The sequence below is a fragment of the Desulforamulus profundi genome (assembly GCF_002607855.1).
The window spans coordinates 1-25,845 of sequence record NZ_AWQQ01000091.1; the positions used below are offsets into that span (position 1 = coordinate 1).

Consider the following 25,845-nt stretch of genomic DNA (forward strand, 5'->3'; position numbering starts at 1 on the left):
TCCTCTACCAGGCTAAATCCTCCGGTAAAAATTGCTCTTGTTATTAGCGGATAGCTGTTGGTCAAGTGCGGATGTACATTCTTTTTTGTTACAAAAATGTCATATTTGGTACAGCAGGTAAATAGCAAAAATAGTCGAAAATTGTAATAAGTAATAAATGTATTTGCTAGGGAGGTGACTATTGCTACATAGTTGGGATCATTCCAATGTCTAAACGAGTTGCAATAAAAGGAGTCAACAAAATGTTAAAAATCAAAAAGGTATTCCTGGTAGCAGTCTCTTTAATATTAATGGCTGCACTGGTAAGCGGTTGCGTCGGCAAGGAAGAGAAAAAGGCTGATACCGCCGCCTCTCAGGAACAACACCAAATGCAGGGAATGAATGCCAGTGATATAGTAGGTATGATGAACCTGAACCCTGACATGATGATAGAGGCCATGAGTTCCCCCGATGCAAGCCAATCAATGACCAAAATCATGAGCTCTGAAAAAATGATGCCCGTCATGATGGACATGATGCACAACTCCGATATGCAGAAAAACATGGTGAAGATCATGAGTGACCAAAAGACCAGAGAAGCTATGGTCAAAATCATGTCCGACCCGGCCATGATGCAGCCTATGATGGAAATAATGGCCGACCCCCAAATGAAAGATACTTTCATGGCCATGATGAAGGACCCCAAACTAATGCCGATGGCCAAAGAAGCAATGAGTATAAAATAATTACCTTTATAAAGGAAACAGGCTCCCACTGTGTGAGAACCTGTTTCTTATTTTTTCCCTGTTTTATCCTCATTGAGTAGGGAGTGTACAAAATTTTGTGTAATTGGATTATTCCGTTATGATGTTGGGTAGGCTTATAGTGGCTCTTACCTGTCGGGAGGATAGGGCAATGCTGGGGAGCAACCCGAGCGCCCCGCAGGGTTCTGCCGGAGATAGCTGAGGATATTATTCCCAGCTTTCTTCCTTTTATGACTATCTCCGGGAGAACTAAAGCGATAAACCCGTTACCTAACCCATTGTTTTTTAGGCAATCCCTGGCTGAATTCTATCCCCAAAGTAAATTGCAAGTTGGGAGATACAATTCCTCCATTCCCGGATTGGCATAGTCCACTTCTTTGAGATTGATTCTGTTGCCAGGTAAATAATCTTTTTCAAAGCATCATCCGTTGGGTAGGCAGTTTTGGTTTTTGTCACCTTTCTTAACTGCCGGTGGTATCCTTCAATGATGTTGGTGGTGTAGATCATTTTCCTGATCTCATAAGGGTATTCAAAATATGCCGTTAGTTCCAGCCAGTTGTTTTCCCAAGACTTGATGATGATGGGGTGTTTCTTACCCCATTTCTCCTTAAATTCCTCAAAGGCAAATTCGGCTTCTTCAAGGGTTAATGCCTGGTAAACCTTCTTAAGGTCGGCCATTACCGCCTTCTGCTCCTTGTAGGTTACATATTTCATAGAGTTACGAATTTGGTGAATAACACWTTATTGGTATCCTTGTCCATGCGATGTCTCCTTATTTTTGAGATTATGGACAGGACTACCTGTTATACCTCAATTATAAGGAGATTTTAATCATTTTTACAGGATATTGCTGGAAAAACAATGATTTATTGGTTTTTTTCTAGAATTTTAGATATTGACATTTTGGAAATTTATTTATGCAACGCTAGTGATGAATGACAGTTAATTATTTAGATATAGAAATATACAATATTCAGGCAACTGTCAATACCACTCTTGGTTCGTTTCTACCTAAGTACCGTAACCGCTGTCCTTAATACATAAATTGCCCCGGTGTTTATCCGAGACTGATGCGACTGCCTGTCGCACAAGAAAAGGCCTCCCGAGCATTTCGGAGGCCTAAAATACTGGAGCGGGTGACGGGGATCGAACCCGCAACCCTCAGCTTGGGAAGCTGATGCTCTACCATTGAGCTACACCCGCATTTTAATAATAATTATATCCACAAGTTTGAAAAAATCAAACTAAATAAAAGAAAAATTTTGGTGACCCATCCGCGACTCGAACGCGGGACACCCTGATTAAAAGTCAGGTGCTCTACCGACTGAGCTAATGGGTCTTCTTAAAAACAGAGATAAAAAAACAAAAATGGTGACCCCTACGGGATTCGAACCCGTGTTACCGCCGTGAAAGGGCGGTGTCTTAGGCCGCTTGACCAAGGGGCCACAAATTCTTGTGGTGGTGATCCATCCGCGACTCGAACGCGGGACACCCTGATTAAAAGTCAGGTGCTCTACCGACTGAGCTAATGGATCAGATATTGATATTTTAAGGTGCCCTCGTAACCTCACATGTGCTATATTACAGTATAGTAAAAGAAGTGTCAACAAGTTTGTCCTAAAAATATTCCTTTAACTTTTTAACAAAAAAGTAACATGATACACAGCAGATTTAACATAAATGGGGCCTTACGGCCCCTTTCGTTTCTAGGCAAACAAGTCTTCCATGATAATGGTCTGGGTGCGTTTTACGCCAACGCCAATGAGAGCGATCTTCACTTCGGTTAATTCAACAATGCGTTCTAGGTACCGCTTGGCATTGTCCGGCAGGTCTTCGTAACGGGTCACCTTGGAGATGTCCTCGGTCCAGCCGGGGAACTCTTCGTAAACCGGTTCGCACTTGGCCAGTTCCTTCAGGGAGGCAGGGAACTCCCGGATGAGCTCGCCTTTGTAACTGTAGCCGGAGCAGAGCTTAACCACCGGCAGGCCGCTGAGCACATCCAGCTTGGTGATGGCCAGGCTGTCCAGGCCGCTGATGCGGGCGGCATAGCGCACGATGACCGCATCGAACCAGCCGCAGCGACGGGGACGACCGGTGGTGGTGCCAAATTCATTGCCGTTTCTTCTGATTTCTTCGCCCAATTCATCCATCAGTTCCGTGGGAAAAGGCCCTTCGCCTACCCGGGTAGTGTAGGCCTTCACAATTCCCAGAACCCTGTCAATTTTAGTGGGTCCGATACCGGTGCCCAGGCAGGCAGCGGCAGCGGTGGGGTGAGAAGAGGTTACATAGGGATAGGTGCCGTGGTCCAGGTCCAACAACGTCCCCTGGGCCCCTTCAAAGAGCACATTCTTGCCTTCCTTGATGGCGTTATGTACCAGCAGGGAAACATCCTCGGCCATGGGCTCCAGCAGTTCTGCATAGCCCTGGTATTCCTTGAGCACCTCTTCGTATTCAAACCCTTTGGTATTAAATATTTTCTCAAACAGGATATTCTTGCGCTCAATATTCTGCTTTAACAATTTAGGAAATTCTTCTTTATCAATCAGGTCCACCACACGGATGCCCACCCGGGAAGCTTTGTCGGTATAGGTGGGGCCGATGCCCCGCTTGGTGGTGCCAATTTTGGCTTCGCCCTTTTGCTCTTCCTCAACGGCATCCATCAGACGGTGGTAGGGCATAATGATATGGGCCCGCTGGCTGATGCGCAGCTTGCCAATGGGTACACGCCGCTTCGCCAGGGAGTCCAGTTCCTGTTTTAAAACACCGGGATCAATAACAACGCCGTTGCCAATTACGCTTAACTTATCCGGATGCAAAATTCCCGAAGGGATCAGGTGCAGCTTAAATTCAGCATCGTCTACCACCACGGTATGGCCGGCATTGTTGCCGCCTTGATAGCGAACTATAATATCTGCTTTCTCCGCCAGAAAATCCGTTACTTTCCCTTTGCCTTCGTCTCCCCACTGGGCACCGATAATCACAACTGTAGACATAAGAGCACCTCCTAAAACCTCGCTTAAATTCCTAAACGGCTATACACCGGACACCGCACTTCGTTTTCGGCAAGCCTTATAAGGTTGCTGCTTTATCACTTGTTCCGGCACGCTGAGCAAGATTTTTTCTTCACTAACTACGGGAGTAATATTTTTATCAAAGAACCCTGCTTTCCCGGGCTTCTCTCCCGTTTCCTGTTAGATATTCTTCCCATTGACATAAAAATAACCCAAACAGAAACTTAAAAAGCGTTCTATTTGAGTTTCCGGTAGAATACCCCCATGAATTTGATGTATACAAGTAAAGTATGAGATATTAAACAGTTCCCAAACAGGAATATACTAACCCAGTTTCTTGTTATTGTCAACAGATTATCCTGCAAAAAGGGCAACCTGGCTCCGTCCAATTTGTTCTTGTTTGTGCAATCCTTTTTTGTTATTCCCGGCGGGCTAAATTGACGAATTTGACAAATTCCTTAAAGAATCCCAGTTCAATGGGGCCAACAGAACCGTTCCGCTGCTTGGCCACGATAATTTCCGCGATGCCCTTTTTCTCGGATTCCGGGTTGTAGTACTCGTCCCGGTAGATAAACATGATCAGGTCGGCATCCTGTTCGATGCTGCCGCTCTCCCGCAGGTCGGACATCATGGGATGTTTATCGGTACGGCTTTCCACCGCCCGGCTCAACTGGGACAGGGCCAGCACCGGGACGTGAAGCTCCTTGGCCAGAGCTTTCAGTTTGCGGGAGATCTCAGCAATTTCCTGCTGGCGGTTTTCGATGCGCTTGCCACCGGACATCAGCTGCAGGTAGTCGATGATAATCAGCCCCAGGCCCTTTTCGGCCTTCAACCGCCTGGCCTTGGAACGGATCTCCCGCACTGTGGCGGCGCCGGTGTCATCCAGATAAATGGGCGCGCGGGAAAGGTAGCGCGCGGCTTCATGGAGCTTGGCCCAATCTTCGTCGGAAAGATCCCCTGTCCGTACCTTGTGGGCGTCGAGCATGGCCTCGGAACATAACATACGCTGCACCAGTTGCTCTTTGGACATTTCCAAACTGAAAATGCCCACCGGGACCTGGCGTTTTAACGCCGCATACTGGCCGATCAAAATGGCAAAGGCGGTTTTGCCCATACTGGGACGGGCAGCCAGGATAATTAAATCCCCTTTTTGCAGGCCGTTGGTCATGCGGTCCAAATCGTGGAACCCTGTGGGTACCCCGGAGATCTTGCCCCGGTTGTTGTAAACATGCTCGATTTCTTCAAAGGTCTTGACCAAAATTTCTTTGATGGGTGTAAAGGTCTCGCTGCTGCGGCGCTGGCCCAACTCTAAAATGGATCGTTCGGCCTCGTCCAGCAGTTCTTCGGGATTTTCGCTTCCCTCGTAGCCCCGGGCGGAAATCCGGGTGGTCACGGAAATCAACGCCCGGGTCAGGGCCTTTTCCTCAACAATGCGGGCATAATACTCGGCATTGGCGGCTGTGGGCACCAGGTTTGCCAGGGTGGCCACATAGGTGACCCCGCCCACCTTCTCCAAATCGCCCTTGGCCCGGAGCAGGTCGGTGACAGTGATGAGATCCACCGGCCGGCCGGCCTCGGCCAGCTCCAGGATCACTTCGTAAATGATCCGGTGGCTGTCGCGGTAAAAATCCTCCGGTTTGAGGAACTCCATCACCCTGAAGATGGCGTCCCTCTCCAGCAGCATGGCCCCCAGCACCGATTGTTCCGCTTCTATATTTTGTGGTGGTACACGGTCCAACATGGGTATCACCCTTCGGGTCATTCTATCTGTCCAGCCTTCAGCCACCCGCCCTCACCCTTTGGTAAAACAAAGGTTTGTGGCAGATTGCTGAAAACTGGATTCCCAACAAGATAGCTAACTGGCTAAATTCCCGGCCTCTTTTTCCGGTAAAATGTGCTCTAAAATTTCTTCCACCCTTTGCACGGGAATCACTTCAATGCCTTTTAAATCTACCGGTACGTCCTGAATGTTTTCTTTGGGAATAAACACTTTCTTGATGCCCGCCTGTTTGGCGCCATATATTTTCTCAAACACCCCGCCCACGGCCCGTACCTTTCCTTGAATGGAACTTCCCCGGTTACTGCAATGTTCTGGAGAATGGGCTCGTCCTGAATGGCGCTGAGCATGGCCAGCGTAATGGCCACACCGGCGGATGGGCCGTCTATGCGCCCGCCACCCACCACATTGACGTGAATATCGTAATTGCTGACATCTTCGCCGGTCAGTTTGCGAATAACGGAGGCGGCATTAAATACCGAATCCTTGGCCATGCTGCCGGCGGTGTCGTTAAAACGGATGTTTCCCTGGCCCGGGCTGCGGGCGGGAAAAGCTACCGCTTCAATCTCCAAAACCGAGCCGAGGTAGCCGGCTACTCCCAGGCCAAAGATTTTGCCCACTTCCAGTTCATCGGAGGCCTTGTTTAACACGTAGGGGGTAAGACGGCTGACCTGTACCACTTCATAGACATCCTGAACCGCTATATGAACCGGGACGCCGCTGTGCTCCTGCTGGCGGAAGCAGGCCAGGCCGTAGGCATCCGCCAAAATATTGATGGCTTTTCTGCCCTCGATGGTGTATTCTGAAATAATTTCCGGAATCTGAACATCGATTTTTACCTTTAACTTGGCTGCCGCTTGTTTAATAATGTCCTGAATGGCCGCCGGAGTGAGGGGTTCAAAGAACACCTCGGCGCAGCGGGAACGCACGGCCGGGTTGATGTCTTCCGGGTCCCGGGTGGTGGCGCCGATGAGGACAAAGTCCGCCGGCGCGCCCTCTTCAAAGATCTTTTTAATATACTGGGGCACATTGGGGTCATTGGGGTCGTAATAGGACGAGTCGAAGAAGACCCGCTTGTCCTCCAGCACTTTGAGAAGCTTGTTTTGCAGGGCCGGGTCCAACTCGCCAATTTCATCGATAAACAGAATGCCGCCATGGGCATCGGTGACCAGGCCCAGCTTCGGCTCCGGAATGCCTGTTTCCGCCAGGTCCCGGCGGGCTCCCTGGTAAATGGGGTCGTGGACGGAGCCAGCAGGGGGTTGGTCACTTCCCTGGGGTCCCAACGCAGGGTGGTACCGTCCACTTCCACAAAGGGAGCATCCTTGGCAAAGGGAGCTCCTTTAATGCCCTTGGCCACTTCCAGGGCCAGCCGGGCGGCGGTGGTTTTGCCTACCCCGGGGGTCCGTAAAGGATGATGTGCTGGGGAAAGGGGGAGGCCAGCTTGGCCAGCAGGGCTTTCACAGCCCGCTCCTGGCCGATGACTTCCTCAAAGGTCTCCGGGCGCAGGATTTCCATGGCGGAAGTAGCCAATTTCTTTGAGTCCAGCTTCTCCAAAATGGCAAGCCTTTTTAGGGTCTGGGCATTTTCCGGCCCGCTGTTTTCTTTGATAATCTGCATTTTAATTTCACGAATGTAGTCTTCGTGACGCTGGTTCATCTTTTCGCCGATCTTCTTTTCCAGTTCCTCTTCTACGGTGCGCCGGGCAATGGTATCGGCAATTTCGTCCTGCAGGGTTTCTAAGATAGCTGGGATCTCTTCGATGGTAGGCAGTGCTTCGTAGGTTGGATCTTCAAACACCAGCTTTTGTAAAGCCAGTACCCTTTCCTCAATCCTGTCGGAACGCATCAATTGCAATGCTTCCAATTTTCCTGCCCGGAGAACCAGTTTGTCCGAGCCGTAAATACTGCTTAACAGCCCGTACATGGCAGTGACCTGCCGCTGCAGTTGATCCAGTTTGGAAAATTGGCCGGAATCCTGTTCTTTGCTGCCGCTTATGAACCTTTCGAGGAAAACTTTCATTTGTGCTGCTCCTTTCAATGCCTGGTCCCGTCCCGGTTCCTGTCGACTTACTCTACGGCCACAACGTCTACGCTTATTTCAGCCTGGGCCACCGGATGGATTTTAATGGTGATTCTGTGGGTCCCCAGCGTCTTGATGGGTTCTTTCAGTACAATTTTCTTCTTGTCGATGTCATACCCGTGCTGGGCCTTGAGGCCGTCCGCAATGTCCTTGCTGCTGATGGCACCAAACAATCGACCGGCGTCGCCCACCTTGGCCTTTAATACCACCGTTAAATTGTTGATTTTGGCCGCCAGTTGCCTAGCCTGTTCCTCTTCCTTTTGCTTCTTGGCCGCCTGGGTTTGTCTCTGGGTATGAATTTCTTTCAGCTTGCCCTCGGAAGCCGGGGAAGCCAGGTTCCTCGGGAACAAAAAGTTTCTGGCGTAACCCTCGGTTACGTTAACAATGTCCCCTTTTTTGCCCAGTTTGGCAACGTCCTGTAAAAGTACAACCTGCATGGTAATCCTCCTTATATCAAAAAATCATCTTAACTTTCCTTTTTCCGGTATGGGCCGGCGAAGGTTGAAAACGGTATCCAGAACGCCCAGCACCATAATGGCCGGGTACATAAAGATAATATAAAAAATTAATAGGATCAAAACCAAGGTTTTAAAGGGCTTGGAAAAAGGCACCAGCTTGTAATAATGGGCGACCACCGACAGTCCGATGACAAAAAAGATAAAGAGAAAGACCGTCAGGATATTCTGCCCTATTATTTTGACGGTGTCTAACGCAAAATGGTTGCCTCCCAGGAAAAAAATCAGACCCAGGATGATTCCCCAGATGGTGTACCAGGGCAGCCTCCATTGACTGAAGGGAGGCAGGGTATTCACTTTATAATCCAGTCTCTTTAACACTCTGCTTCCCACCATATAAGCCAGGTTTGCGGATACCACGCCATGGATGATAAAGGTTGCCGGCAGCAAAAGGATGGAAGCCTTTATGGTTTCCCTGTACAGCTCCTGCTGCTCTGCCGGTACCGGGTTGCCTGCTTCTTGATACATGGAAAACACCTTGTTGAGAGATTCATTGATGGCGGCGTGCAGCATTTCTATATTTACGCCTGCTATAAGAGCAGTTAAGGCAGTGACGGTCAGGTAAGCGATAACGGAAACCACGGAGGCTGCCACCAGGGCATGGCCCGGCGCTACGTAATTTTTATAGAGCAGCCCTAAAACAAGCCCCAGGGGCCCAAACAGGATAAACACCAGCAGGACCTTCAAGGGGTTTGGATAAAGGACCATCAATAAAAGTCCGGTTACCACCAGGGACAGGAGGCCCGTATATAAACCCCTGCGTCTTACCAAAACAGCCAGAGGAATTGGCATCAGTATGCTCACTAAAAACAAAAACGGGGGAATGAACATCCCCAGCAAGCCCAGCACTGCTGTAAGGCCCGCCGTAAAGGCCCCGTCCACCAGTGCCCGGGTGTCTCTCAAGGAAGCCAAAAAAGATCACCTCTTCTTATCCGTCATATAGGTTTTAAGGGAGGTCAGGTCCCCGTACCATTTTTCCACTTCGTGACCCCCCTTTAATACCTTGAAACAACTAAAGATTCGCTGGTACCGGTGGCATTTCCTGCAATGGCCCGGTGTTATTTGTTCCCGCCATTGGTTAAATCAGCACATTCCGGTGGACTTTGGCCCATTAATTGTTTATGGACCGGGGCGGCATAGCTAAGGAAGAAAGAAAAGCTGTTGACCTGTCACAGGTTAACAGCTTTTCGGGGTCATGGCTTTAGTTAAAGGGCCGCTTCCATTTTATTTAAAAGCCTAATCAGGGTTTCAATTTCTTCTGCAGTAAAACGATCCTTTACTTTATCTTGAATATACTCTTCAAAGCTGGGAAATTGCCCCTCCAAATTCCTGGCTTTTTCAGTTAGAAAGATTCTGACGACCCGCCTGTCTTCCAGGTTTCTCTCCCGGCGTACCAACCCGTCCCGCTCCATGCGGTCTATCAGAGAAGTAATGGTACTGGCCTTTAAAAAGAGTTTGTCCCCCAATTCGGTAATGGTGAGCCCGTCCTGCCGCCATAATTTAAGCAAGGCGGACAAAGGGGCGGGGTCCAAGCCCATTTGCTCGGCTAAATCGCTGAATTGAATTTGCATCTTTTTGAAGGCCATATACAGGCTAAAGGCTAGTTTATTCTCCATGAACAATTACCGGTCTCCAGTCAAAGGATTTTTACAATATTATACTTGTTACCAATGGTAAAGTCCATAAAGCGTTCTATTTTGAGGTATTTATAGTGGCAATGTTTCTAAAAACAAATAAAAGGATGGGGAATTAATCCTCATCCTTTTAACGATCCTAGGATTCTGCGGTAAAGGGCAGCAGGGCAACATTACGGGCCCTCTTAATGGCAGTTGTCAGCATGCGCTGGTGATGCGCACAGTTGCCGGAAATACGGCGGGGTAAAATTTTACCACGCTCGGTAACGTATTTCTTTAGTTTAGAAGTTTCTTTATAATCAATGGCTGTTGCTTTATCTACACAGAAGCTGCAAACACGCTTTTTACCTCTGCGTCCACGTTCACGTTTCACAGTTTTCCCTCCTTGCTGGGGTACTGGTTTTTAGTCTAACCCTAGAACGGTATGTCATCTCCATTAAAGCTGATCTCGCTTCCGAAACCGCCGCCACCAAAGGAACTGTTACCGCCGCCCCCTTGATTTTCCCGATCTTTCGGCCAATCAAGGAACTTGATGGTCTCAGCCACCACTTCAGCGGCTTTACGGCGAATTCCCTGGCTATCGTCATAGGAACGAATTTGCAGGCGGCCCTCCACAGCAATCAGGCGACCCTTGCCTAAATTGTTGGCACAGGTCTCTGCTTGCTTCTGCCACACCACAATATCGATAAAATCCGTTTCTTTTTCTTTGTCCCTATTAAATTGAGGGCGATCCACCGCTAATGTCAATTTGGCCACTGCGATGCCGTTGGTGGTATAACGAAGTTCCGGATCCCGGGTCAGACGCCCAATTAAAATAACCTTATTGAGCATTTTTAACACCGCCTTGGGTTGTTCTATTTAACAAAATCTACTCATCTTCGCGTGTGATCATGTGGCGAATGATGTCATCGTTAATCTTCATAACCCGGTCTAACTCAGCGGCTGCGGCAGACTCTGCCTTAAACTGCATTAATACGTAGATACCTTCTTTGATCTTGTTGATTTCATAAGCCAGGCGACGCTTACCCCATTTGTCTAATTTGGTAACTTCGGCGCCTTTCTCTTCCACCAGACCTTTAAATCTCTCTACCAATGCAGTTACTTTTTCTTCTTCAACCTCGGGTTTGATGATATACATCACTTCATAATTGCGCACAACAGTTCACCTCCTCCCTACGGACTAAACGGCTCTACCCCTCAGGTAGAGCAGGGTGGAAACATGCCCATAAAGGCACTGTAAAATTATATCATCAATGTTTATAAAAGGCAAGAGCCTTTTCGACTTTAGGGAAGAGCTTGAGGGTCCAGTTGTTAGACCAAGGGGTATTGGAATGCAGCCTTCGTCCAACAACCAGACCCCAGAGCGATACCCGTCGTAAGACTAACAACCAGACCCCAAAGGAATACCTAAAAGGCTACCAACTGGACCCTTAAGAACTGCTTTCAGGCTGCTGATCACCGCCTTGACGCTCTTTTCAAATTTAGGCCTTGGCAGCATGAGGACCCGGCCACATTTTTGGCATTTAATGCGAAAATCGATGCCGGTGCGCATCACTTCCCAGGTATTATTGCCGCACGGGTGGGGTTTACGGGTTTGTACCACATCTCCTACCTGATACTTATGCACCCGGCTCACCTCCCATTGTCGAAATCAGTACCCTGCGGGGGTAGGGAATCTCAATTCCCTCTTTATCAAACACTTCCTTAATGCTCTTTCTCAACTGCCGTTCAATTTCCCACTGGCGCATGGGTTTGGTTTTGGCCGTTATGCGGATCACCACATCCGATTCTCCAAACCTTACAACTCCCAGCACATCCGGCCCCTCGATCAGGTCTTCCGCCCAGGTTTTTGCAAACTCCAGGCTCATTTGTTTGAGCACCTGGATGGCCCGGTCAATATTTTCTTCGTAAGAAATCCCTATCTCAACCATGGCCTGCATGCCCCCGCGGTTGTAATTGGTTACCGTATCAATGATCCCGTTGGGAATGATATGCAGCTGGCCACCAAATTCACGAATTTTTGTTACCCGCAGACCGATTTCTTCCACGGTGCCGGTGATGCCTGCTACCGTGACATATTCGCCCACGGCAAACTGGTCCTCGAACAGGATAAAGAAACCGGTAATGATATCCCGTACCAGGTTCTGTGCCCCGAAGCCCACGGCCAAACCCAGGATGCCGGCCCCTGCCAGCACGGTTTTGGCAGCATTGGGGACAAATACTTCGATGATGGACATGGTTGCCACAAAATAGACTCCGTAGCGGAGGACGCTCTTTAGTAAACCGGTCAGGGTCTGGGCCCTGTTGTCACTGATAAATTTGCCGGGTTTGGTAATGAAGATTTTTTCCACCAGTTTGCCGCCAAAATGGATGAGCAGTTTGGCCAGGATCAGAGTGGTGATGATTCTCAATGTGGTAGCCAATGCTCCCTGGAGGTCTTCCAGGGTATACATTCCTAAAAGCCATTGTTTTAACGATGCTAGATCCATGCTCTCCTCCCCTTAATTTTGCTGTGGCGCAATTCACTGTTCAGAGAATGCTTACTTATATTACGCCCCAAAGAATGCCTTATAGGCTCTATAGCATTCAAATATATCTGCCTTGCTGGCAATTTCCATAGGTGAGTGCATGGACAGCAGGGCTACCCCGCAGTCAATCACTTCAAACCCCAGTTCCGCAATCATATGGGCAATGGTGCCGCCGCCTCCCTGGTCCACTTTACCCAATTCCCCGGTTTGCCAGGTGATTTGATTTTGATTGAGCAGGTTTCTCACAAAAGCCACATACTCCGCGCTGGCATCATTGGTGTGATATTTGCCCTTGGCCCCGGTATATTTGGTGACTACGACCCCACCGTTAATTCTGGCGGCATTCATTTTTTCCAGCACCCCCTCATAATTGGGGTCCAATCCTGCCGTTACATCGGCAGAAATGGCAATGGACTTGGCAAAGACCCGGTAGAGCGCCAGTTCGTTAAACTGGGGATGGAGCCTTGAGCCGATGTCCGCCACGGCATTCTGCAGGAATCTTCCTGCATGCCGGTGCTGCCGGTACTGCCAATTTCCTCTTTGTCGATAAAGAGCGCCACCGGGGTGCGGGCGGGGGCGCAGTCTCCAGGATGGCTCGCAAGGAGGTATAGACACAGACCCTGTCGTCCTGCCCGTAGGCCCCAACCATGCTGCGGTCCAATCCAACATCATAGGCCGGTCCTGCCGGAACCACCTCCAATTCCGCACTGACAAAATCCTCTTCGGTGATGCCGTAATTCTGATGCAGTAAAGTAAGGATGTTCATCTTCACGGCGGCATCCTTTTCGCCGCCCTGCAGGGGCAAGCCACCGGCCAACAGGTTTAGCTGCTCGCCCTCCACCGCTTCGGTGAGTTTTTTCACCATTTGATCCTTCGCCAGGTGGGGCAGCAGGTCTGTGATGGTGAACACCGGATCTCCGGGGCGATCCCCGATGGAAACCTCCACCCTTTGACCGTCTGCCCGGCAGACAATGCCATGCAGGGCCAGGGGTATGGTCAACCACTGGTATTTTTTAATGCCGCCGTAATAGTGGGTTTTAAAAAAGGCCATTCCTTCCTCCTGGTACAGCGGGTGGGGTTTCAGGTCCAGCTTGGCACGTCGGTATGGGACCCGATTAAACTGATCCCGTTCTCCAGACCCTGCCGCCCTATGATGGCCAGGGCCACAACCTTTTCCTTGGCGCTGATACACACCTTATCCCCGGGCCGTAGAGTTTGGCACTGTTCAATCGGCACAAATCCATTGGCCAGGGCGGTATTGACTATTTGCCGTACACAGGAGCGTTCGGTTTTGGCATAGGCAAGAAAGGATTTATAGTCTTCGGCGAAGGCCATCATTTCCTGAACCCTTCCTTCACCGGCGTGCTCCCAAACATTTTTGCGACTGTATTTAAGCCGGTCTGTTTTTGCCATAAATGATTTTCCCCCTTGTATTGGTTTGGTCATGCTTTTCAAGACCCATTTATTATTCCCCTGTTTTCCTGGAGATAGGTAATGTAAACACCGTTTATATTTCCGTGCCCGGCCCGTTGGGGATGTATTTAAACAAAAATTGACTGCTGAACTCCGGTATCAATGGCGGCAGGATCTCTAAATTCTCAACCAAAGGGCCAAATTGTGCCATAAAGAAGGAACCGCTGATTCCCTTTGCCAGGGCTGCCGCCAGCCCCTGCATACCCAGCAGGGCCAGGGGAACCTGCAGGGGTACCAGCACCGTAATAATCACCAGGATTATTACAACGCCGGCCAAAAAACCAAGGGCAAAACCCGCTAACTTGTCCAGCGGCCCCAGCGGCTGAATTTTAATACCACAGCAATCATGGAAGTAATTAAATTAATGGCCGTCTTCACTAGAATAAAGATGCCCAAAAAGGCCATTATTTTTAAAATACCGTGGGCCAGCAGCAGGTTGACGGCATGGCTCACTGTGTGATGCGGCCCCAGCAGGCTCAATTGCGCGATAATATCTGTCCAAGGAGACGGCAAATGGATTTGGTCGCTGATCTTTTCCAGCAACCCAACGGGCAGTTTCAATATTTCCGGACTGTTGAAAGGATCCGGGAGTTTTACCAGGGGTTTCAGAAATTGGGCGATGCTGTCAGCCCAGCCCCACTGGTCCGCCAGCCACCGGGCAACCTTGACGTGATAGAAAACGGCAGCACCAAAGGATAAAAGCAGACCGGCCAACCGGATAACACCGGCAAATACCCCGCTGCTGAACCCTTTAAAACTTGTTAGGATCAGGATAAACAATAAAAAGTAATCTAACCAATTAATTTTGTACACCTCCGCCTATTAAAAAAACTCCACGGGGTATGCCATGCGTCCTCATCGTTTATTCTGTGTTCGCTATGTTTTTGCCAGAATCCTTCCTCCGGGAATTGGTTGACATCATCGCTTCCGGGGTTTCAACAGCGGCACAAGCAAGAGTGAGAAAAAAAGCACCATCCCTGCGTAGCCAAACAAAGGATACCACAGCCTGACCAAAAAAGAAAAGTCCAGATAGGTCAGGGGCAATACCGCCAGGCACACCGCAAATCCGAAAAGCCGGTAGCGTTTGCCCCTTCGGGAGCCAACCGGCTGGCAAAGCCATGGGCATTGGCAATGGCGGTGGTAAGGATGGCCGCCCAAATTAACAGCGCAAACACAGGCCGCAGGGCAGTACTGATGCAGGCGGCCATATACAGCATGGGAACTTCATAATTTGTTACCTGGGGGTAAAAGGCCAGGCCCGCCAGGGTTACCATGGCCACAGCGGCCCCCAGCCCCAGCCCGCCCAGGATTCCCGCAAGGATACCGGTTCTCTTGTCAATGGAACGCCCCATGGAAGCTAACACCGCCACCGGAACAATCATATTAAATGAAACGTATAAAAGGCTGGACCACAGCCAGTTGCCCCCGACCCCCTGCTGGTTGGTAAAGGGCAGTTCAGCAGGCAGCCCTTTGTCTGCCAGGGCCAGGCCCGCGATCAGGCAGACCGCCACCAACTTTACCGGAACTAATATTACATTCACGGTTAATAATCCTGTTAACCCACGCAGAATTACAAAGAAAATGACCAGCAAGGCCAGGCCTACTCCTGTCCACCGGGGCAGACCCAGATATTCCTGCAGCACAGCGCCGCTTCCAGAGAGCATTACCCCCAGACCCCCCACCAGCATGAGGATGCTCACAATGTCCATAAATCTGCCGGCCCATGGCCCCAATAAGTAAGAAAGCAGTTCCTGGTAACTGCCGGAACGTAATTTAACACTCAGATACAGCACCACGGCGCCGAGATAGGCAAATAGGACCGTCGCCACCAGTACACCCAGCAGTCCCTGGTAACCAAATAAAATGAAGAATTGCAAAATCTCCTGCCCCGACGCAAAACCTGCTCCGATCACTGCCCCCACATAGGTTGCCACCAATCTTATTAACAGCCCGATGCCTTCCCGCTTTATCATTGAGCCACCCTCTTTTTGCGAAGTGAGATGTGAGAAGTAAGAGATGAGTGTTCTCAATCTCCCTAGATACCTATGCTAAAAAGACGGTGGGCTGAACAAAAAATGAAAAAACCACTGTATATCACTCAGGATATGATTTATTTTTACGAAATCAACTTTTTGGGAATAAACCGAGAATAAGCGGGGAATATATATAGTATGTTTGCTTTGAGAGGAAGTGATGGGATGTCAGTTAACATGAATACACTACACCAGCAAGCAGTTTTACCCCTGAAAACAATAATCAGTGTCGAGGATCCCCTCGCTGTGGATAGCTTTAGTATGGATTTGGTCAACCGGCTGCAGGGTTATGGAGTAAAGGGTGACGCTGAAGTTGTGATCGTCTGCATCGGTACCGACCGTTCCACCGGTGATTGCCTGGGGCCCTGGTGGGAACCAAAATGGCAGCCAGCTCCGACCACCATTTTAAGGTCTTCGGTACGTTGGACGAACCTGTGCATGCCAGCAATATGAATGAAAGGCTGGCGGAAATTCAATCCAGGCACCCCGACGCGCTGATTGTTGCTGTGGATGCCTGCCTGGGTCACCTGGAAAATGTAGGTTGTGTAAACATCGGTGACGGGTCCCTGCTGCCCGGGGCCGGAGTGAATAAGTCGCTGCCCGCCGTTGGACAGCTGCATATTACCGGTGTGGTCAACGTGGGAGGCTTTATGGAGTTTATGGTGCTGCAAAACACCCGCTTGAACCTGGTAATGAGACTGGCCAACCTGATTGCAGACGGCCTGCTGAAAGCCGCTCAAATAATGCAAAATCAATCCCGGAGTTGCTAACTTCGGGATTGATTATTTTTATACTTAAATTAAAGGCTTACTGGCGTCCTGTGCTGCGCCGACATTTTCCAATATATGCTTATATCCTTTGAAAATGGATATGACCTCATCATCACGGATTTGGTTAAAATTACGGTAAAACTGTCCCACTGCATAAAAGGGTTCCTCGGATACCAGGCAGACCAAATGGTCCACTTCTTTTTCCAATCGCTCCACCGTGTCAGGGGGGGCCACTGGGATGGCCAGTGTGACGGCTTTGCAACCGGAATTTTTAATGGACCTCAGAGCCGCGATAATGGTGGATCCGGTGGCAATTCCGTCGTCTACCAGTATGACATGCCTGCCCTCCAAAGCCGGTGGTTTGCCGGTCCCCCGGTAGGACTTCATCCTTCGTTTAATTTCACTGATAATCTTTTTGACAGTGGGTGCCAAATCTTCTTCCGACAGGTCAAGCCGGCTCAGTAAATTTTCATTATAGATCACCGTACCGTCTTCGGTAACGGCTCCGACGGCCACCTCGGGATTTTGTGGCGCCCCCACTTTTTTGGGAATGATAATGTCAAGGGGGATGTCCAGTATCTGGGCCACCTGGGCTCCCACCACCACACCTCCCCTGGGAACGGCGATAACGATACCGTCCTGAATTTGCAATTTTTTCAGGGCCTCGCCCAACCTTTGTCCTGCATCAATCCGATCTTTAAACAAAAGAAACCCTCCTTGTATCAATAAGGTGGGCCAATCAGGGGTTTCTTATTCAGACTTTTTCAAGGGATCTCTGAACGGCCTTTACTTCTTCATCGGCCAGGCTGTAATCTGATGTACTTTCGAATGGGTTTGGCATAAATTCTGGTTTCATCCCTGCCGTATAGACCGGTCAAGACCACCCCGTCCCCTCTGCGATCCAACAATGCCATGGAAAAACTCAGGTCACTGCCCATGTTGTCGAAGGCATTAAAACGGATCAAGCCCGGGTTATGAACACACTGCGCCACCTGTTCTTTTAAAATATCCTGTTCCCGTTTCAGCTCCTGTTCTTTTGCCTTCAGTTTTTTAACATCGCCGGCGTAATTTTGTAAAATTTCTTCCAAATCCGCACCGGAAGGCCCCCGTGTTAAAAGGCGGTACCGCCGGTTGACATCCTTAAAACGGCGGAACAGGATCACCTGGCTGATGAAAAGAAGAAAAATGATCACCGCCAGCACCAAAATAATAATGGATGAATTTATTTCAATTATTTGCCATAAATTATTCACGGCGTTACCACCCTTTTATTTTTTGCGCTATACTAATGTTGGCACAACTTGTCTGCAAGGACCTGATAAGGATTACTAAATAACATCCGAGGAACATTATACCAAAGAATTTTGAACTACAACAGCCAAAATAATTAACAGGGGTGTTTTTTTGAAAATTTTATTTATCGATTGCTTTAGCGGCTTTACCCTGGACATGCTTTTAGGGGCGCTGCTGCAGCTGGGTGTTGAAGAAGACTTTTTACAGGCTCAACTGGCCAAGATCTCTACCGGCAGCTGCCGTATCAAATTTTATGACGAAGAAAGCTTGCCGGTTACAGCAAAACGGGTTGAGGTGTCGTGCGTTGACCCGTCCCCTGATGATCGTCCACAACAGATCATTGGCCTGCTGGAAAACAGCGGTCTCAGTCCTTTTGTAAAAAAATTACCTCGGAGACATTCCTCCGTCTGACCATGACCCAGGCAAGGGTGACCGGGCAGCCGTTGGAACAGATTGCTATTGAAAATTCACTACATTCTCTGATATTGCTTGTTGGCATAGCCGCCTGTATCGAACACCTGGCTCCGGATAAAATTATCATGCAATCCCTCCCCCTGGGTTCCGGTCTGGTCAAAAACAATGACACCTGGCTGCCGGTGCCCACCCCTGTCACTGCTGAACTGGTGAAGGGGCTGCCGGTGAAAATAGGCCCGGTGGAGGGCGAACTGGTCCGCCCTGTCGAGGCGTCTCTCATCAATGTGCTGGTGGATGAGTTTGCTTCGCTGCCGGTGATGACACCCCTGGTCATTGGTTATGGAAAGGGCGGGCTTTCATTACCCATTCCACACCTGCTCAGGGTGATGCTTGGCCGGACAGATACTCCCACCCGTTACTCGGACGAAATTGCTGCCCTGGAAACCAACATCGACAATATGAATCCGGAATTTTTCCTTATATTATGGAAAAATATTTCAGCCAGGGAGCCCTGGATGTCTTTCTTACCCCCATCATTATGAAAAAAGGCCGGCTCGGCACGAAGTTATCGGTGCTTTGTAAGCCCGGTGATGTCAAGATTTTTGCGGAGTTGATTCTCAAAGAGACATCTTCCCTGGGGGTGCGCATTGGTTATCAAAACAGAATTATCGCCTTGAGGGAAACCGCCAAAGTAAATACCTCCTATGGACCCATCGGTATAAAAATTGCCCGTTTGGCCCCCGGGGAACCTGTCCTTCGGATTACCCCGGAATACGAAGATTGTAAAGCCGCTGCAAAGACGTACGGTATTCCCATCAGCCGGGTTTATCAGGAAACATTGAAGGCAGCGGAAGCTTTACAGGAATCTTTGGAACCGTAATTTACTGTTTTCATCACGAAAAAGGGCCTGAAAAGTTCAGACCCCTTTTCTACTTTATTAAACCTTACAGATACATACCCCGATCAGTCCCGGCCCGGTGTGTACGCCGATGACAGGGCCCACCTACCCGGTATTGGTCTCTTTCACATTGGGCAGGGCCTTTATTTTAGTAAGCAGTTCCTGGTTTCTGAAAGCTAAACATATCTGATTTATACAGGATAATCCAGATTCATTTAGSTTTCTCTCCCGYCGACTAACGAGAGGCAGTATCACAGGATTCAACTGCTAGGCCATAAGCTCTCGCTTATGTTCCGGGTGGATCACCCCGCAGGGTTCCCCGCCGCTGCCTAAAGCAAACGTACTGCCCGGAGAAGGTGTTACCTCCACCTGGATTGATAGTATTCCATGCCCGACTTTCACAGCGTGTCTTTGCGACATGGAAATATTTACATCATTATTCTAGCAATCTTTATGATTAATCACAACTGTGAAACCGCAAGAAACAGGTTTTTTCACCTCCTGTTATATTGCTTTTTTAGCAGATTTAAATAGCTATTTAGTAACTGCTTCAAACCTCCTTAGGAAACTTAAATTTAATCCCGAAAACTTTATTGAAATTTGTTACCTTTTTATAGAGCTCTCTGATTTCTAAATCGGCATTTTCGTTGGTCACACAATCGATTTGCACCTCTTTTTCCTTGATGGTGCAAATGACATCCTGCACCACCCCTGACTCGGTGCGGTCCAGATTCTCCGCCATGCGAATCAGTACGCCCAGCCTGCGGACCATATTACCGTCCTGGGGAAACAGCACATCGGAATGCTGCTGAAGCTTAAATTTCAGATCGATCTTGCCGTGACAGGCAGCGACCAGGGATACTAAAACCAGCTCCCTGTGGGAAAGCCCGTTCAGCCGGGCATTTAGCAGCACATACATGGTATGTTTATGGTGGTTGTAGTAGCTGACAACATTCCCCACATCGTGCAGCAGGGCGGCGATACGGAGAATTTTCCGCTCCCAGAGGCCGTAACCGTGCAGTGGCCGTAGTTGGTCAAACAAAGACAGGGAAAGTTTGGCCACATGTTCCGCATGATACCGCCGGACCTGGTAGAGATCCATAAAGTTTTGCACGCTGTGTTCGGTGACATTGTCTACGACGGGTTCGGGCCAATCCCTGAACAGGTATTCATAGAAAACACCTTCCCTGAGACCTGCGCCGCTGATGCGAATACCCGGCGCCCCTGTATAATTCAGTAGTTTGGATACTTCGGCCAGACCACCCAGGATAATGTCCGCCCTTTCTTTGGACAGGCCCGGGATGGCCTTGCGTTCTTCCACGGTGGTTTTTTGCAGGTGATGATAAATTTCTTTGACCCGTTCAGAGTGAATCCTGTAGTTGTGCAGCAGGTTCAGGCTGTAGCGGGTACGCTTGCGGTCGATACGCCCCAGGTTCCGTATGGTGCCACCCACTCCGATGATTTCCAAACCTCTGGCGGACTCCAACCAGGGAATGGTTGCAAATTGATCGGCAAGATATTTCTCCAACTGTTTCACTTCATCGGGTTGTGGCACTGTTGAGGGCAGGAAATTTTCTGTGAGATTGACAGCGCCAATGGGGAGGCTTGCCCAGTGCACGATTTTACGGTCCCGGCACAAAATCAACTCCGTGCTGCCGCCGCCGATATCAACCAGCAAGGCATCGTTAAATTCGAGGCTGTTAACAACACCCAGGTATTCATAATGAGCTTCTTCTTGTTCCGACAGGATGCGGAAGGATACCCCGGTTTCCTTCATAATAGTTTCCAGTACTTCACCGCCGTTTACTGCACTGCGAATGGCGGCGGTGGCAACACCGTGCACACCGTCGGCCCTGTTGGCCCGGCAGAACTTCTGAAACAGTTTCGTGGTTTGAACCGCCCTGTCGATGGCCGGGCCCTTGATAACCCTTTCGGGTCCCATGTTTTCCCCAATTCTGGCGGTCTCCTTGATCTCGTCCAACAGTTTATAGGAGCCGTTCTTACCGATCTTCATCAAAATGAGACGTATCGAGTTTGAGCCAAGATCGATAATTCCAATATTTTTCGACATAATTTCCTCCCGGTTTGACAAATTTTATCATTCTATCTTTAAAATTTTGTTAACGCATTTTTAAAATCCCTTAAGTTTTACTTTTAATTGTAGCAGATTCTCCAGGGGGTTGCCAGATCAGTCCCTTTTTATCCATCATCGGTGGTTAAAAGATGTGGAGGCCCCACGGCAGGTGACCTCCACATTCTCTTAATACTCAGTTTCGATTATTTCCCGGGTTTGACCCGATTGAGCTTGTAAATCAACTTTTTGGTCTGCGGGCTTTGTTTGTTCATCCTTCTGCCCAACCTTAACGATTTTTGGCCTCGGGTAATAGTAACTGTCCGGCAGCGCTTCCCTCTTAACCACAATGCCGTTCTCTTTAATGATTCTTTCGGCTTTGGCCCGGAAACCCGCATAGGCCGGTGACATCAGCACTTCCTCACCGGGCAGCAGGGTGGGATCAAATTCTTTAATCACCTGGTCCGGCTCGATGGTTTCGGTGACCCAACTGCGGACAGTAATGTCTTTCTTCAGTGCGGTGTCACCATAAACCTGAATGGTGATGAATCCCTGGCCTACAACAGTTCGTAAGTAAACATGTCCGGGCAGGGTATTTTTAAATTTAAAATCAAGCTGGTTCCAGGCCACCGCTGCATCCCGTCCCAGGGGAACGTATCCGATGGCCAGGGAGTGGTTATGGCGTTCCACAGAAGTTAAATTGGCCAGCAGAGCGGCGTTGTACAGGGTGGTGGAGACCTGGCAAATCCCGCCGCCTAAGGCTTCTTCAAATTTATTGGCTACAATCACGGCCGCCGGTCGGTAACCGGCTTTGCCAGTGCGTTCCCCAACGGTTTTATTAAAGGAAAACTCCTGGCCCGGCGCCAGTATGACACCGTTGATCCGGTTGGCTGCGGTCCGAATATTGATGGTCCGGTTTATGTTCTTGGCATCAAAATGGGTGGTATACTCTCCGATCTTGCCGTTTATCCTTAAATTCTCAATATCCGCCAGGGTTTTTCCCGCTTTTATTTCATCCACTTTTAGATCCAGTTGAATCGTCGCTTGATGAATGTCCGTGTTAAGAAGACCTGCGTAAACTTGATCCAGATTTACTTTGAGACCCCTTTGGTCGGGCACCATGATGACTTGCCCATCCTCTGCCACAACCAGTTTTGCGTCACTGGCAGGGCGTTCAATGGCCTGCGCCACGGGGCTCAGGGCGGAGGCTAATTTTTCCTTGTTTAACCCTATGGAAAGAGTAATTTCTCTTTTTACCGGGTGAAAGTAAGTCTGTACACGTTTGAACAAGGCATTGACATCATTCCGCAAGGCCTGGTCCAGAACATCTTCTACGTTTACCGTAAAACCGAGTTCTTTTAAAGGCATTGACCAGGATTTGTCTTGGTAGGTCAACAGGATTTGCTTATTCATCAAAGCCTGTTCAAGTTCTTTTAATCTCTCGCTGGCCTGCTGTCTTTCCAGGTTTGACAGTTCAACCCCCTCGACAAATACACCGGGGGGAACACGGTTTGCCTCGGCGCTCCGCAATTTGAAGATCACTCCGTACGTCATGGCGCCCGCCAGCAAAACGCTGATGCCAAGGATCACAGCCAGGTAAAGGACCCCTGACTTCTTAACCTTTTTGGGCAAAGCAAAAACCTTCCTTCTTTAACTAGTAAATATGATCCCATGCAATAAGACGTAAAAAGAGACAAAAGGTTTCCATGTCTTTAAAATTTCTACAAGTTATTTAAGTTCTCTGCACAGTTTTTTCTCCTTTTGTTGCAGCGAACCCAAATCAGTAATAATTGGCAGCAGGATTAAAATCTATCAAGAGTAATCTGCCTAAACGATACACACAATAGTTTAAAGGAGGGATTTAAAAATGGCGAAAGAAAAACCCATGGAAAAAGGTTTTGCCGGTATCAACTACCGGGCCACCAGCGGTAAAGTCCTGCGCAACAATTTCCTAAATGTTCCTGAGAAAAACGAATATAAAAATAAATAAAGAAAAACAGGGGGCAGGTTTATACCGCCTGCCCCCTGTTTTATTTGTTTTTATGCAACCTTGCCGGTATTCTCTTCCTCTTGTTCCATCAATGGCTCTTTTTGATCCTTTTCTTCGGAGGGTTCACCTGTATCGCTGCTTTCATTAAGGGGCAAATCTTCTCCGGCATCCCTTAACCGGAAAGCGTTGGACATTTGTTCCAACTGTGCAGCCATGGCAGAGAATCCATCGGCCATGGAGGCGATTTCCTGCATGATGGCTGTCTGTTCTTCAAAGGTAGATACAGCACTGGCTACACCGCCGGACATCTGCTCTGAGGCTGCGGCCACTTCCCGAATCTGCTCTTCTACGTCCTGCACCGAATGGATAATGGATTCAAGGACGGAACCCACCTGCAGCACAATCTGGCTGCCGGTTTCCACTTCACTGGTACCCTTGTCCATAGCGCTTACGGCCCGGGTGGACTCTTCCTGGACGGAGGCAATGAGGACCTTGATCTCCCCTGCGGCTTTGGCCGACCTTTCGGCAAGCTTTCTCACTTCCTCTGCCACCACTGCAAAGCCTCGCCCCTCTTCGCCGGCCCTGGCTGCCTCAATGGCTGCGTTGAGGGCCAGCAGGTTGGTTTGCTCCGCGATTTCGGTAATCAGGTCAACGATTTGGAACACTTCCCGGGAGGTTTGGTTCAGCTTGTTGATGGCCTGCCCCACCTGTTTGGTGGACAGGATAATATGATCCATTTGCCGGCGGATGTTATCCACCGCCGTCTGTCCTTCTTTGGCCTGCTGGCTGGCAGACTCGGCCACCCGGGAAACGCTCTGGGTGTTGCCGGCCACCTGCTCAACGGTGGTCGCCATTTGGTGCATGGAAGCGGTTGACGTGGCGATACCGGAGGAGGTTTGCTGGATGGTGGAAGTAAGCTGCTGGGCCCCTGAGGCCACCAGAGAGGATTTATCCTTCAATTCGAAAAGAATGGTCCTCAGGTTTTCCGTCATTTTATTAAAGGCCTTGGCCAGGACCAGCAGCTCGTCCTTGCTTTTCACCCACACCTTGTCAGCCGTCAGATCCCCTTCGGCGATGCGGCTGGCCTGCCGGGTCAACTCCCGGACCGGCCTGCTGATCATGTTGACAATGAAAACAGCAATCACCAGACTTAGGATCACTGAAACCGCCATACCGATGAAGGCAAACTGATTTACCTGCCCTGACACGGCATTGTTATGCTGTTTGCCTTTCTCTAATTGGTCCTCCATAAATAACACAATGGCATTGCCGGCCTGCACCACCCGCTCCACGGTGCCCTTTCCCTGGTTCAGGTATTCCTCAATCTGCTGGTAACCGGCCAGCTTGTCTTCCATGAGCAGGGTTTGTTGTTTTAAAGCAACGGCATTGTCCCCGTAAACTTTGAAATCCTCCACCGCTTTTACCAGGGAATTGTAAAAATTTTTCCCTTCCGGTGAGGTAATGGATTTCCCCAGGCGGCCAATCACCTCTTGCACATTACGCTGGCCCTCCTGGTACCTCAGGATATAGTTGGGGTCGCCGGTCAGCATGTAACCCCTTAAGTCCAGGGCGGCCTGTTCAAATTTAACCAGGGTGGCCTGGGTTTGATTCATTACCAGGACCTCGTTGGCAATTAACCGGTTATAAGAATCGTTGACATGATCAAACATATACAAAATGCCGAATCCCACTGCTGTGGTGAGCGATAGAATTACCCCGAATCCCAGCAGCAATTTGGTGCGGATGGTAAAAATGCCGGAACTTTTCCCTTGCCTTGGTATCATGTGCCTATCCCCCCAAATCTTGACAACATAGTTTTTATTATAGTGTATTGGATAACTTCCGACAACATTAATTTTAAGAAGCTTTAAAATATACCAAATGCAGTCGTTGTACAATTTACTGTCACTCATCAAAAAACACCGGCCAAAAGCCGGTGTAAGTTTTAGTGATGTTCAAATTCCCTGGGTTTACAAATAATCTCTTTGATTTTAGTATCAAAGAAATACTGGGAATGGGCCGGCACCATAACAACTGCTGTATCCGCCCCCCTGCCGCTTCCCGCCACCGCCACAATTTCTTCGCCGTGAGGGATTAACCCGGCATCCAGGGCCATGCCTGCCACCTCGACACATACTTTGACACCCTGGCCAAACATTCGCAATGTATAGGCCATAATTTCCGAAGGGTAAATCCCCTGAAACTTATAGCGAAGGGCCCGGTCCAAACCCGCCATCAGGTGGGTGGTCGCCAGCACGTCAATGCCTGCCTGCTGCAAACGCTCTCTGGTTTCCGGTTTCATGGTTAATTTCCCCGGTTCTTTAAAGCCTGCCTGGTACGTCACACAAACAACTTTTTTGCCGCAGCCGATGAACTTTTCTGCGGTAGCCCCGGTACTGGATGCCACAACAATGGAGTTGATTCCTCTTTCCCTGGCATATTGAAGGGCAGCCTCCAGGGTTGCTTCGGTATTTTCCTTTCCTTCCTTGGCCCAGTAAACCAAATGCACCACTTCCTTTGCGTCATGTTTTCCTGCCAATACCATATCAAACCTCGACCAGGCAAACAAGTTATAGACACGAAAATACAAAATATTTTAAATTATGAGGTAGGAAA

23 protein-coding genes, 4 tRNA genes and 5 pseudogenes are annotated in these 25,845 nt (G+C 49.2%); 4 read left to right on the forward strand and 28 right to left on the reverse strand.

All coding sequences use genetic code 11. The annotated features are described in order from the left end of the window. Positions 1 to 242 precede the first annotated feature (242 nt). Entirely contained in the window at positions 243 to 725 is a 483-nt protein-coding gene (locus P378_RS14035) for a hypothetical protein (RefSeq protein ID WP_099083688.1), read from the forward strand. 303 nt (positions 726 to 1,028) lie between these two features. On the opposite strand, the pseudogene P378_RS14040 reads toward P378_RS14035, so the two are convergent. From P378_RS14040 to P378_RS14130, 21 genes and pseudogenes are all read right to left on the reverse strand, one after another. Beyond that, positions 1,029 to 1,481 (reverse strand): annotated as a pseudogene (locus P378_RS14040) (transposase); the annotation flags it as partial. A gap of 390 nt (positions 1,482 to 1,871) precedes the next feature. After that, positions 1,872 to 1,946: transfer RNA gene (locus tag P378_RS14045), tRNA-Gly, on the reverse strand. A 60-nt stretch (positions 1,947 to 2,006) separates the two neighbouring features. Then, positions 2,007 to 2,082 (reverse strand) — tRNA-Lys (locus P378_RS14050). A 30-nt stretch (positions 2,083 to 2,112) separates the two neighbouring features. Further along, a tRNA-Glu gene (locus P378_RS14055) sits at positions 2,113 to 2,188 on the reverse strand. A gap of 14 nt (positions 2,189 to 2,202) precedes the next feature. Next, positions 2,203 to 2,278, reverse strand: a tRNA-Lys gene (locus P378_RS14060). 171 nt (positions 2,279 to 2,449) lie between these two features. Next, the gene (locus P378_RS14065; RefSeq protein ID WP_099083689.1) at positions 2,450 to 3,736 is read right to left on the reverse strand and encodes an adenylosuccinate synthase; all 1,287 of its coding nucleotides are present in this window, start codon (positions 3,734 to 3,736) and stop codon (positions 2,450 to 2,452) included. A 436-nt stretch (positions 3,737 to 4,172) separates the two neighbouring features. Next, positions 4,173 to 5,495 (reverse strand): replicative DNA helicase, encoded by a 1,323-nt coding sequence (dnaB, locus tag P378_RS14070; protein ID WP_099083690.1) that lies wholly within the window; start codon positions 5,493 to 5,495, stop codon positions 4,173 to 4,175. A gap of 114 nt (positions 5,496 to 5,609) precedes the next feature. Next, a pseudogene (locus tag P378_RS23130) lies at positions 5,610 to 6,814 on the reverse strand (S16 family serine protease). Positions 6,815 to 6,920: 106 nt separating this feature from the next. Further along, positions 6,921 to 7,550 carry a hypothetical protein gene (locus P378_RS22045; protein WP_238473252.1) on the reverse strand — a complete coding sequence of 210 codons (630 nt, stop codon included), beginning with the start codon at positions 7,548 to 7,550 and terminating at the stop codon, positions 6,921 to 6,923. Between the two features lie 47 nt (positions 7,551 to 7,597). Continuing rightward, entirely contained in the window at positions 7,598 to 8,047 is a 450-nt protein-coding gene (rplI, locus tag P378_RS14080; RefSeq protein WP_099083691.1) for a 50S ribosomal protein L9, read from the reverse strand. 24 nt (positions 8,048 to 8,071) lie between these two features. Beyond that, complete coding sequence (locus P378_RS14085) at positions 8,072 to 9,037, reverse strand: YybS family protein (RefSeq protein WP_099083692.1); 966 nt, start codon at positions 9,035 to 9,037, stop codon at positions 8,072 to 8,074. 293 nt (positions 9,038 to 9,330) lie between these two features. Beyond that, positions 9,331 to 9,741 (reverse strand): MarR family winged helix-turn-helix transcriptional regulator, encoded by a 411-nt coding sequence (locus P378_RS14090; RefSeq protein WP_099083784.1) that lies wholly within the window; start codon positions 9,739 to 9,741, stop codon positions 9,331 to 9,333. 157 nt (positions 9,742 to 9,898) lie between these two features. Next, positions 9,899 to 10,132, reverse strand: a complete 234-nt coding sequence (gene rpsR / locus P378_RS14095; protein WP_099083693.1) for a 30S ribosomal protein S18 — start codon at positions 10,130 to 10,132, stop codon at positions 9,899 to 9,901. Between the two features lie 41 nt (positions 10,133 to 10,173). Then, positions 10,174 to 10,590 (reverse strand): single-stranded DNA-binding protein, encoded by a 417-nt coding sequence (locus tag P378_RS14100; protein ID WP_099083694.1) that lies wholly within the window; start codon positions 10,588 to 10,590, stop codon positions 10,174 to 10,176. A 37-nt stretch (positions 10,591 to 10,627) separates the two neighbouring features. Continuing rightward, positions 10,628 to 10,915: a 30S ribosomal protein S6 gene (rpsF, locus tag P378_RS14105; protein ID WP_099083695.1), complete on the reverse strand. Its 288-nt coding sequence runs from the start codon at positions 10,913 to 10,915 to the stop codon at positions 10,628 to 10,630. A 225-nt stretch (positions 10,916 to 11,140) separates the two neighbouring features. Beyond that, complete coding sequence (locus P378_RS14110; RefSeq protein ID WP_099083696.1) at positions 11,141 to 11,386, reverse strand: DUF951 domain-containing protein; 246 nt, start codon at positions 11,384 to 11,386, stop codon at positions 11,141 to 11,143. Beyond that, a complete protein-coding gene (locus P378_RS14115) occupies positions 11,379 to 12,248 on the reverse strand; it encodes a mechanosensitive ion channel family protein (RefSeq protein ID WP_099083697.1) in 870 nt (289 codons plus the stop codon). Before P378_RS14115 ends, P378_RS14110 begins: the two co-directional genes overlap by 8 nt. A 60-nt stretch (positions 12,249 to 12,308) precedes the next feature. After that, positions 12,309 to 13,700: pseudogene (locus tag P378_RS14120) on the reverse strand (aminopeptidase). Positions 13,701 to 13,794: 94 nt separating this feature from the next. After that, positions 13,795 to 14,037 carry a hypothetical protein gene (locus P378_RS22050; RefSeq protein ID WP_238473253.1) on the reverse strand — a complete coding sequence of 81 codons (243 nt, stop codon included), beginning with the start codon at positions 14,035 to 14,037 and terminating at the stop codon, positions 13,795 to 13,797. Positions 14,038 to 14,057: 20 nt separating this feature from the next. Then, positions 14,058 to 14,573: a CvpA family protein gene (locus tag P378_RS22055; RefSeq protein WP_238473254.1), complete on the reverse strand. Its 516-nt coding sequence runs from the start codon at positions 14,571 to 14,573 to the stop codon at positions 14,058 to 14,060. Positions 14,574 to 14,794: 221 nt separating this feature from the next. Then, positions 14,795 to 15,733, reverse strand: coding sequence for a YkvI family membrane protein (locus tag P378_RS14130; protein ID WP_238473255.1), 939 nt, complete (start codon positions 15,731 to 15,733; stop codon positions 14,795 to 14,797). A 225-nt stretch (positions 15,734 to 15,958) separates the two neighbouring features. Between P378_RS14130 and yyaC the strand changes: the two are divergent. After that, a pseudogene (yyaC, locus tag P378_RS14135) lies at positions 15,959 to 16,563 on the forward strand (spore protease YyaC). A 24-nt stretch (positions 16,564 to 16,587) separates the two neighbouring features. On the opposite strand, the gene P378_RS14140 reads toward yyaC, so the two are convergent. Beyond that, positions 16,588 to 17,268 carry a phosphoribosyltransferase gene (locus P378_RS14140; RefSeq protein ID WP_099083698.1) on the reverse strand — a complete coding sequence of 227 codons (681 nt, stop codon included), beginning with the start codon at positions 17,266 to 17,268 and terminating at the stop codon, positions 16,588 to 16,590. An 89-nt stretch (positions 17,269 to 17,357) separates the two neighbouring features. Beyond that, a complete protein-coding gene (locus P378_RS14145) occupies positions 17,358 to 17,816 on the reverse strand; it encodes a DUF4446 family protein (protein ID WP_238473256.1) in 459 nt (152 codons plus the stop codon). Between the two features lie 196 nt (positions 17,817 to 18,012). Between P378_RS14145 and larC2 the strand changes: the two are divergent. Beyond that, a pseudogene (larC2, locus tag P378_RS22060) lies at positions 18,013 to 19,150 on the forward strand (nickel pincer cofactor biosynthesis protein LarC2). Positions 19,151 to 19,435: 285 nt separating this feature from the next. Here larC2 and P378_RS19765 read toward each other — a convergent pair. From P378_RS19765 to P378_RS14175, 3 genes are all read right to left on the reverse strand, one after another. After that, positions 19,436 to 19,588, reverse strand: coding sequence for a hypothetical protein (locus tag P378_RS19765; RefSeq protein WP_180260932.1), 153 nt, complete (start codon positions 19,586 to 19,588; stop codon positions 19,436 to 19,438). A gap of 130 nt (positions 19,589 to 19,718) precedes the next feature. Beyond that, on the reverse strand, positions 19,719 to 21,239 hold the full coding sequence (locus P378_RS14170) for a Ppx/GppA phosphatase family protein (protein ID WP_099083702.1): 1,521 nt from the start codon (positions 21,237 to 21,239) through the stop codon (positions 19,719 to 19,721). Positions 21,240 to 21,428: 189 nt separating this feature from the next. Further along, the gene (locus P378_RS14175; RefSeq protein WP_099083703.1) at positions 21,429 to 22,871 is read right to left on the reverse strand and encodes a VanW family protein; all 1,443 of its coding nucleotides are present in this window, start codon (positions 22,869 to 22,871) and stop codon (positions 21,429 to 21,431) included. 235 nt (positions 22,872 to 23,106) lie between these two features. Between P378_RS14175 and P378_RS23135 the strand changes: the two genes are divergently transcribed. Then, positions 23,107 to 23,229, forward strand: a complete 123-nt coding sequence (locus P378_RS23135) for a hypothetical protein (protein ID WP_274378733.1) — start codon at positions 23,107 to 23,109, stop codon at positions 23,227 to 23,229. A gap of 50 nt (positions 23,230 to 23,279) precedes the next feature. Here the strand turns inward: P378_RS23135 and P378_RS14180 are convergent, their stop codons facing one another. Continuing rightward, positions 23,280 to 25,013 carry a methyl-accepting chemotaxis protein gene (locus P378_RS14180; RefSeq protein WP_099083704.1) on the reverse strand — a complete coding sequence of 578 codons (1,734 nt, stop codon included), beginning with the start codon at positions 25,011 to 25,013 and terminating at the stop codon, positions 23,280 to 23,282. A 161-nt stretch (positions 25,014 to 25,174) separates the two neighbouring features. Then, positions 25,175 to 25,774: a pyruvate kinase alpha/beta domain-containing protein gene (locus P378_RS14185; protein ID WP_180261114.1), complete on the reverse strand. Its 600-nt coding sequence runs from the start codon at positions 25,772 to 25,774 to the stop codon at positions 25,175 to 25,177. Between the last annotated feature and the right edge of the window lie 71 nt (positions 25,775 to 25,845).

What these genes read in the sequence shown, in the direction of transcription:
- P378_RS14035 (WP_099083688.1), top strand. Translation starts at nt 243, where the DNA reads ATGTTAAAAATCAAAAAGGTATTCCTGGTAGCAGTCTCTTTAATATTA.
- P378_RS14065 (WP_099083689.1), bottom strand. Translation starts at nt 3,736, where the DNA reads ATGTCTACAGTTGTGATTATCGGTGCCCAGTGGGGAGACGAAGGCAAA.
- dnaB (WP_099083690.1), bottom strand. Translation starts at nt 5,495, where the DNA reads ATGTTGGACCGTGTACCACCACAAAATATAGAAGCGGAACAATCGGTG.
- P378_RS22045 (WP_238473252.1), bottom strand. Translation starts at nt 7,550, where the DNA reads ATGAAAGTTTTCCTCGAAAGGTTCATAAGCGGCAGCAAAGAACAGGAT.
- rplI (WP_099083691.1), bottom strand. Translation starts at nt 8,047, where the DNA reads ATGCAGGTTGTACTTTTACAGGACGTTGCCAAACTGGGCAAAAAAGGG.
- P378_RS14090 (WP_099083784.1), bottom strand. Translation starts at nt 9,741, where the DNA reads ATGGAGAATAAACTAGCCTTTAGCCTGTATATGGCCTTCAAAAAGATG.
- P378_RS14100 (WP_099083694.1), bottom strand. Translation starts at nt 10,590, where the DNA reads ATGCTCAATAAGGTTATTTTAATTGGGCGTCTGACCCGGGATCCGGAA.
- P378_RS14115 (WP_099083697.1), bottom strand. Translation starts at nt 12,248, where the DNA reads ATGGATCTAGCATCGTTAAAACAATGGCTTTTAGGAATGTATACCCTG.
- P378_RS14130 (WP_238473255.1), bottom strand. Translation starts at nt 15,733, where the DNA reads ATGATAAAGCGGGAAGGCATCGGGCTGTTAATAAGATTGGTGGCAACC.
- P378_RS19765 (WP_180260932.1), bottom strand. Translation starts at nt 19,588, where the DNA reads ATGTCGCAAAGACACGCTGTGAAAGTCGGGCATGGAATACTATCAATC.
- P378_RS14170 (WP_099083702.1), bottom strand. Translation starts at nt 21,239, where the DNA reads ATGTCGAAAAATATTGGAATTATCGATCTTGGCTCAAACTCGATACGT.
- P378_RS23135 (WP_274378733.1), top strand. Translation starts at nt 23,107, where the DNA reads ATGGCGAAAGAAAAACCCATGGAAAAAGGTTTTGCCGGTATCAACTAC.
- P378_RS14180 (WP_099083704.1), bottom strand. Translation starts at nt 25,013, where the DNA reads ATGATACCAAGGCAAGGGAAAAGTTCCGGCATTTTTACCATCCGCACC.
- P378_RS14185 (WP_180261114.1), bottom strand. Translation starts at nt 25,774, where the DNA reads ATGGTATTGGCAGGAAAACATGACGCAAAGGAAGTGGTGCATTTGGTT.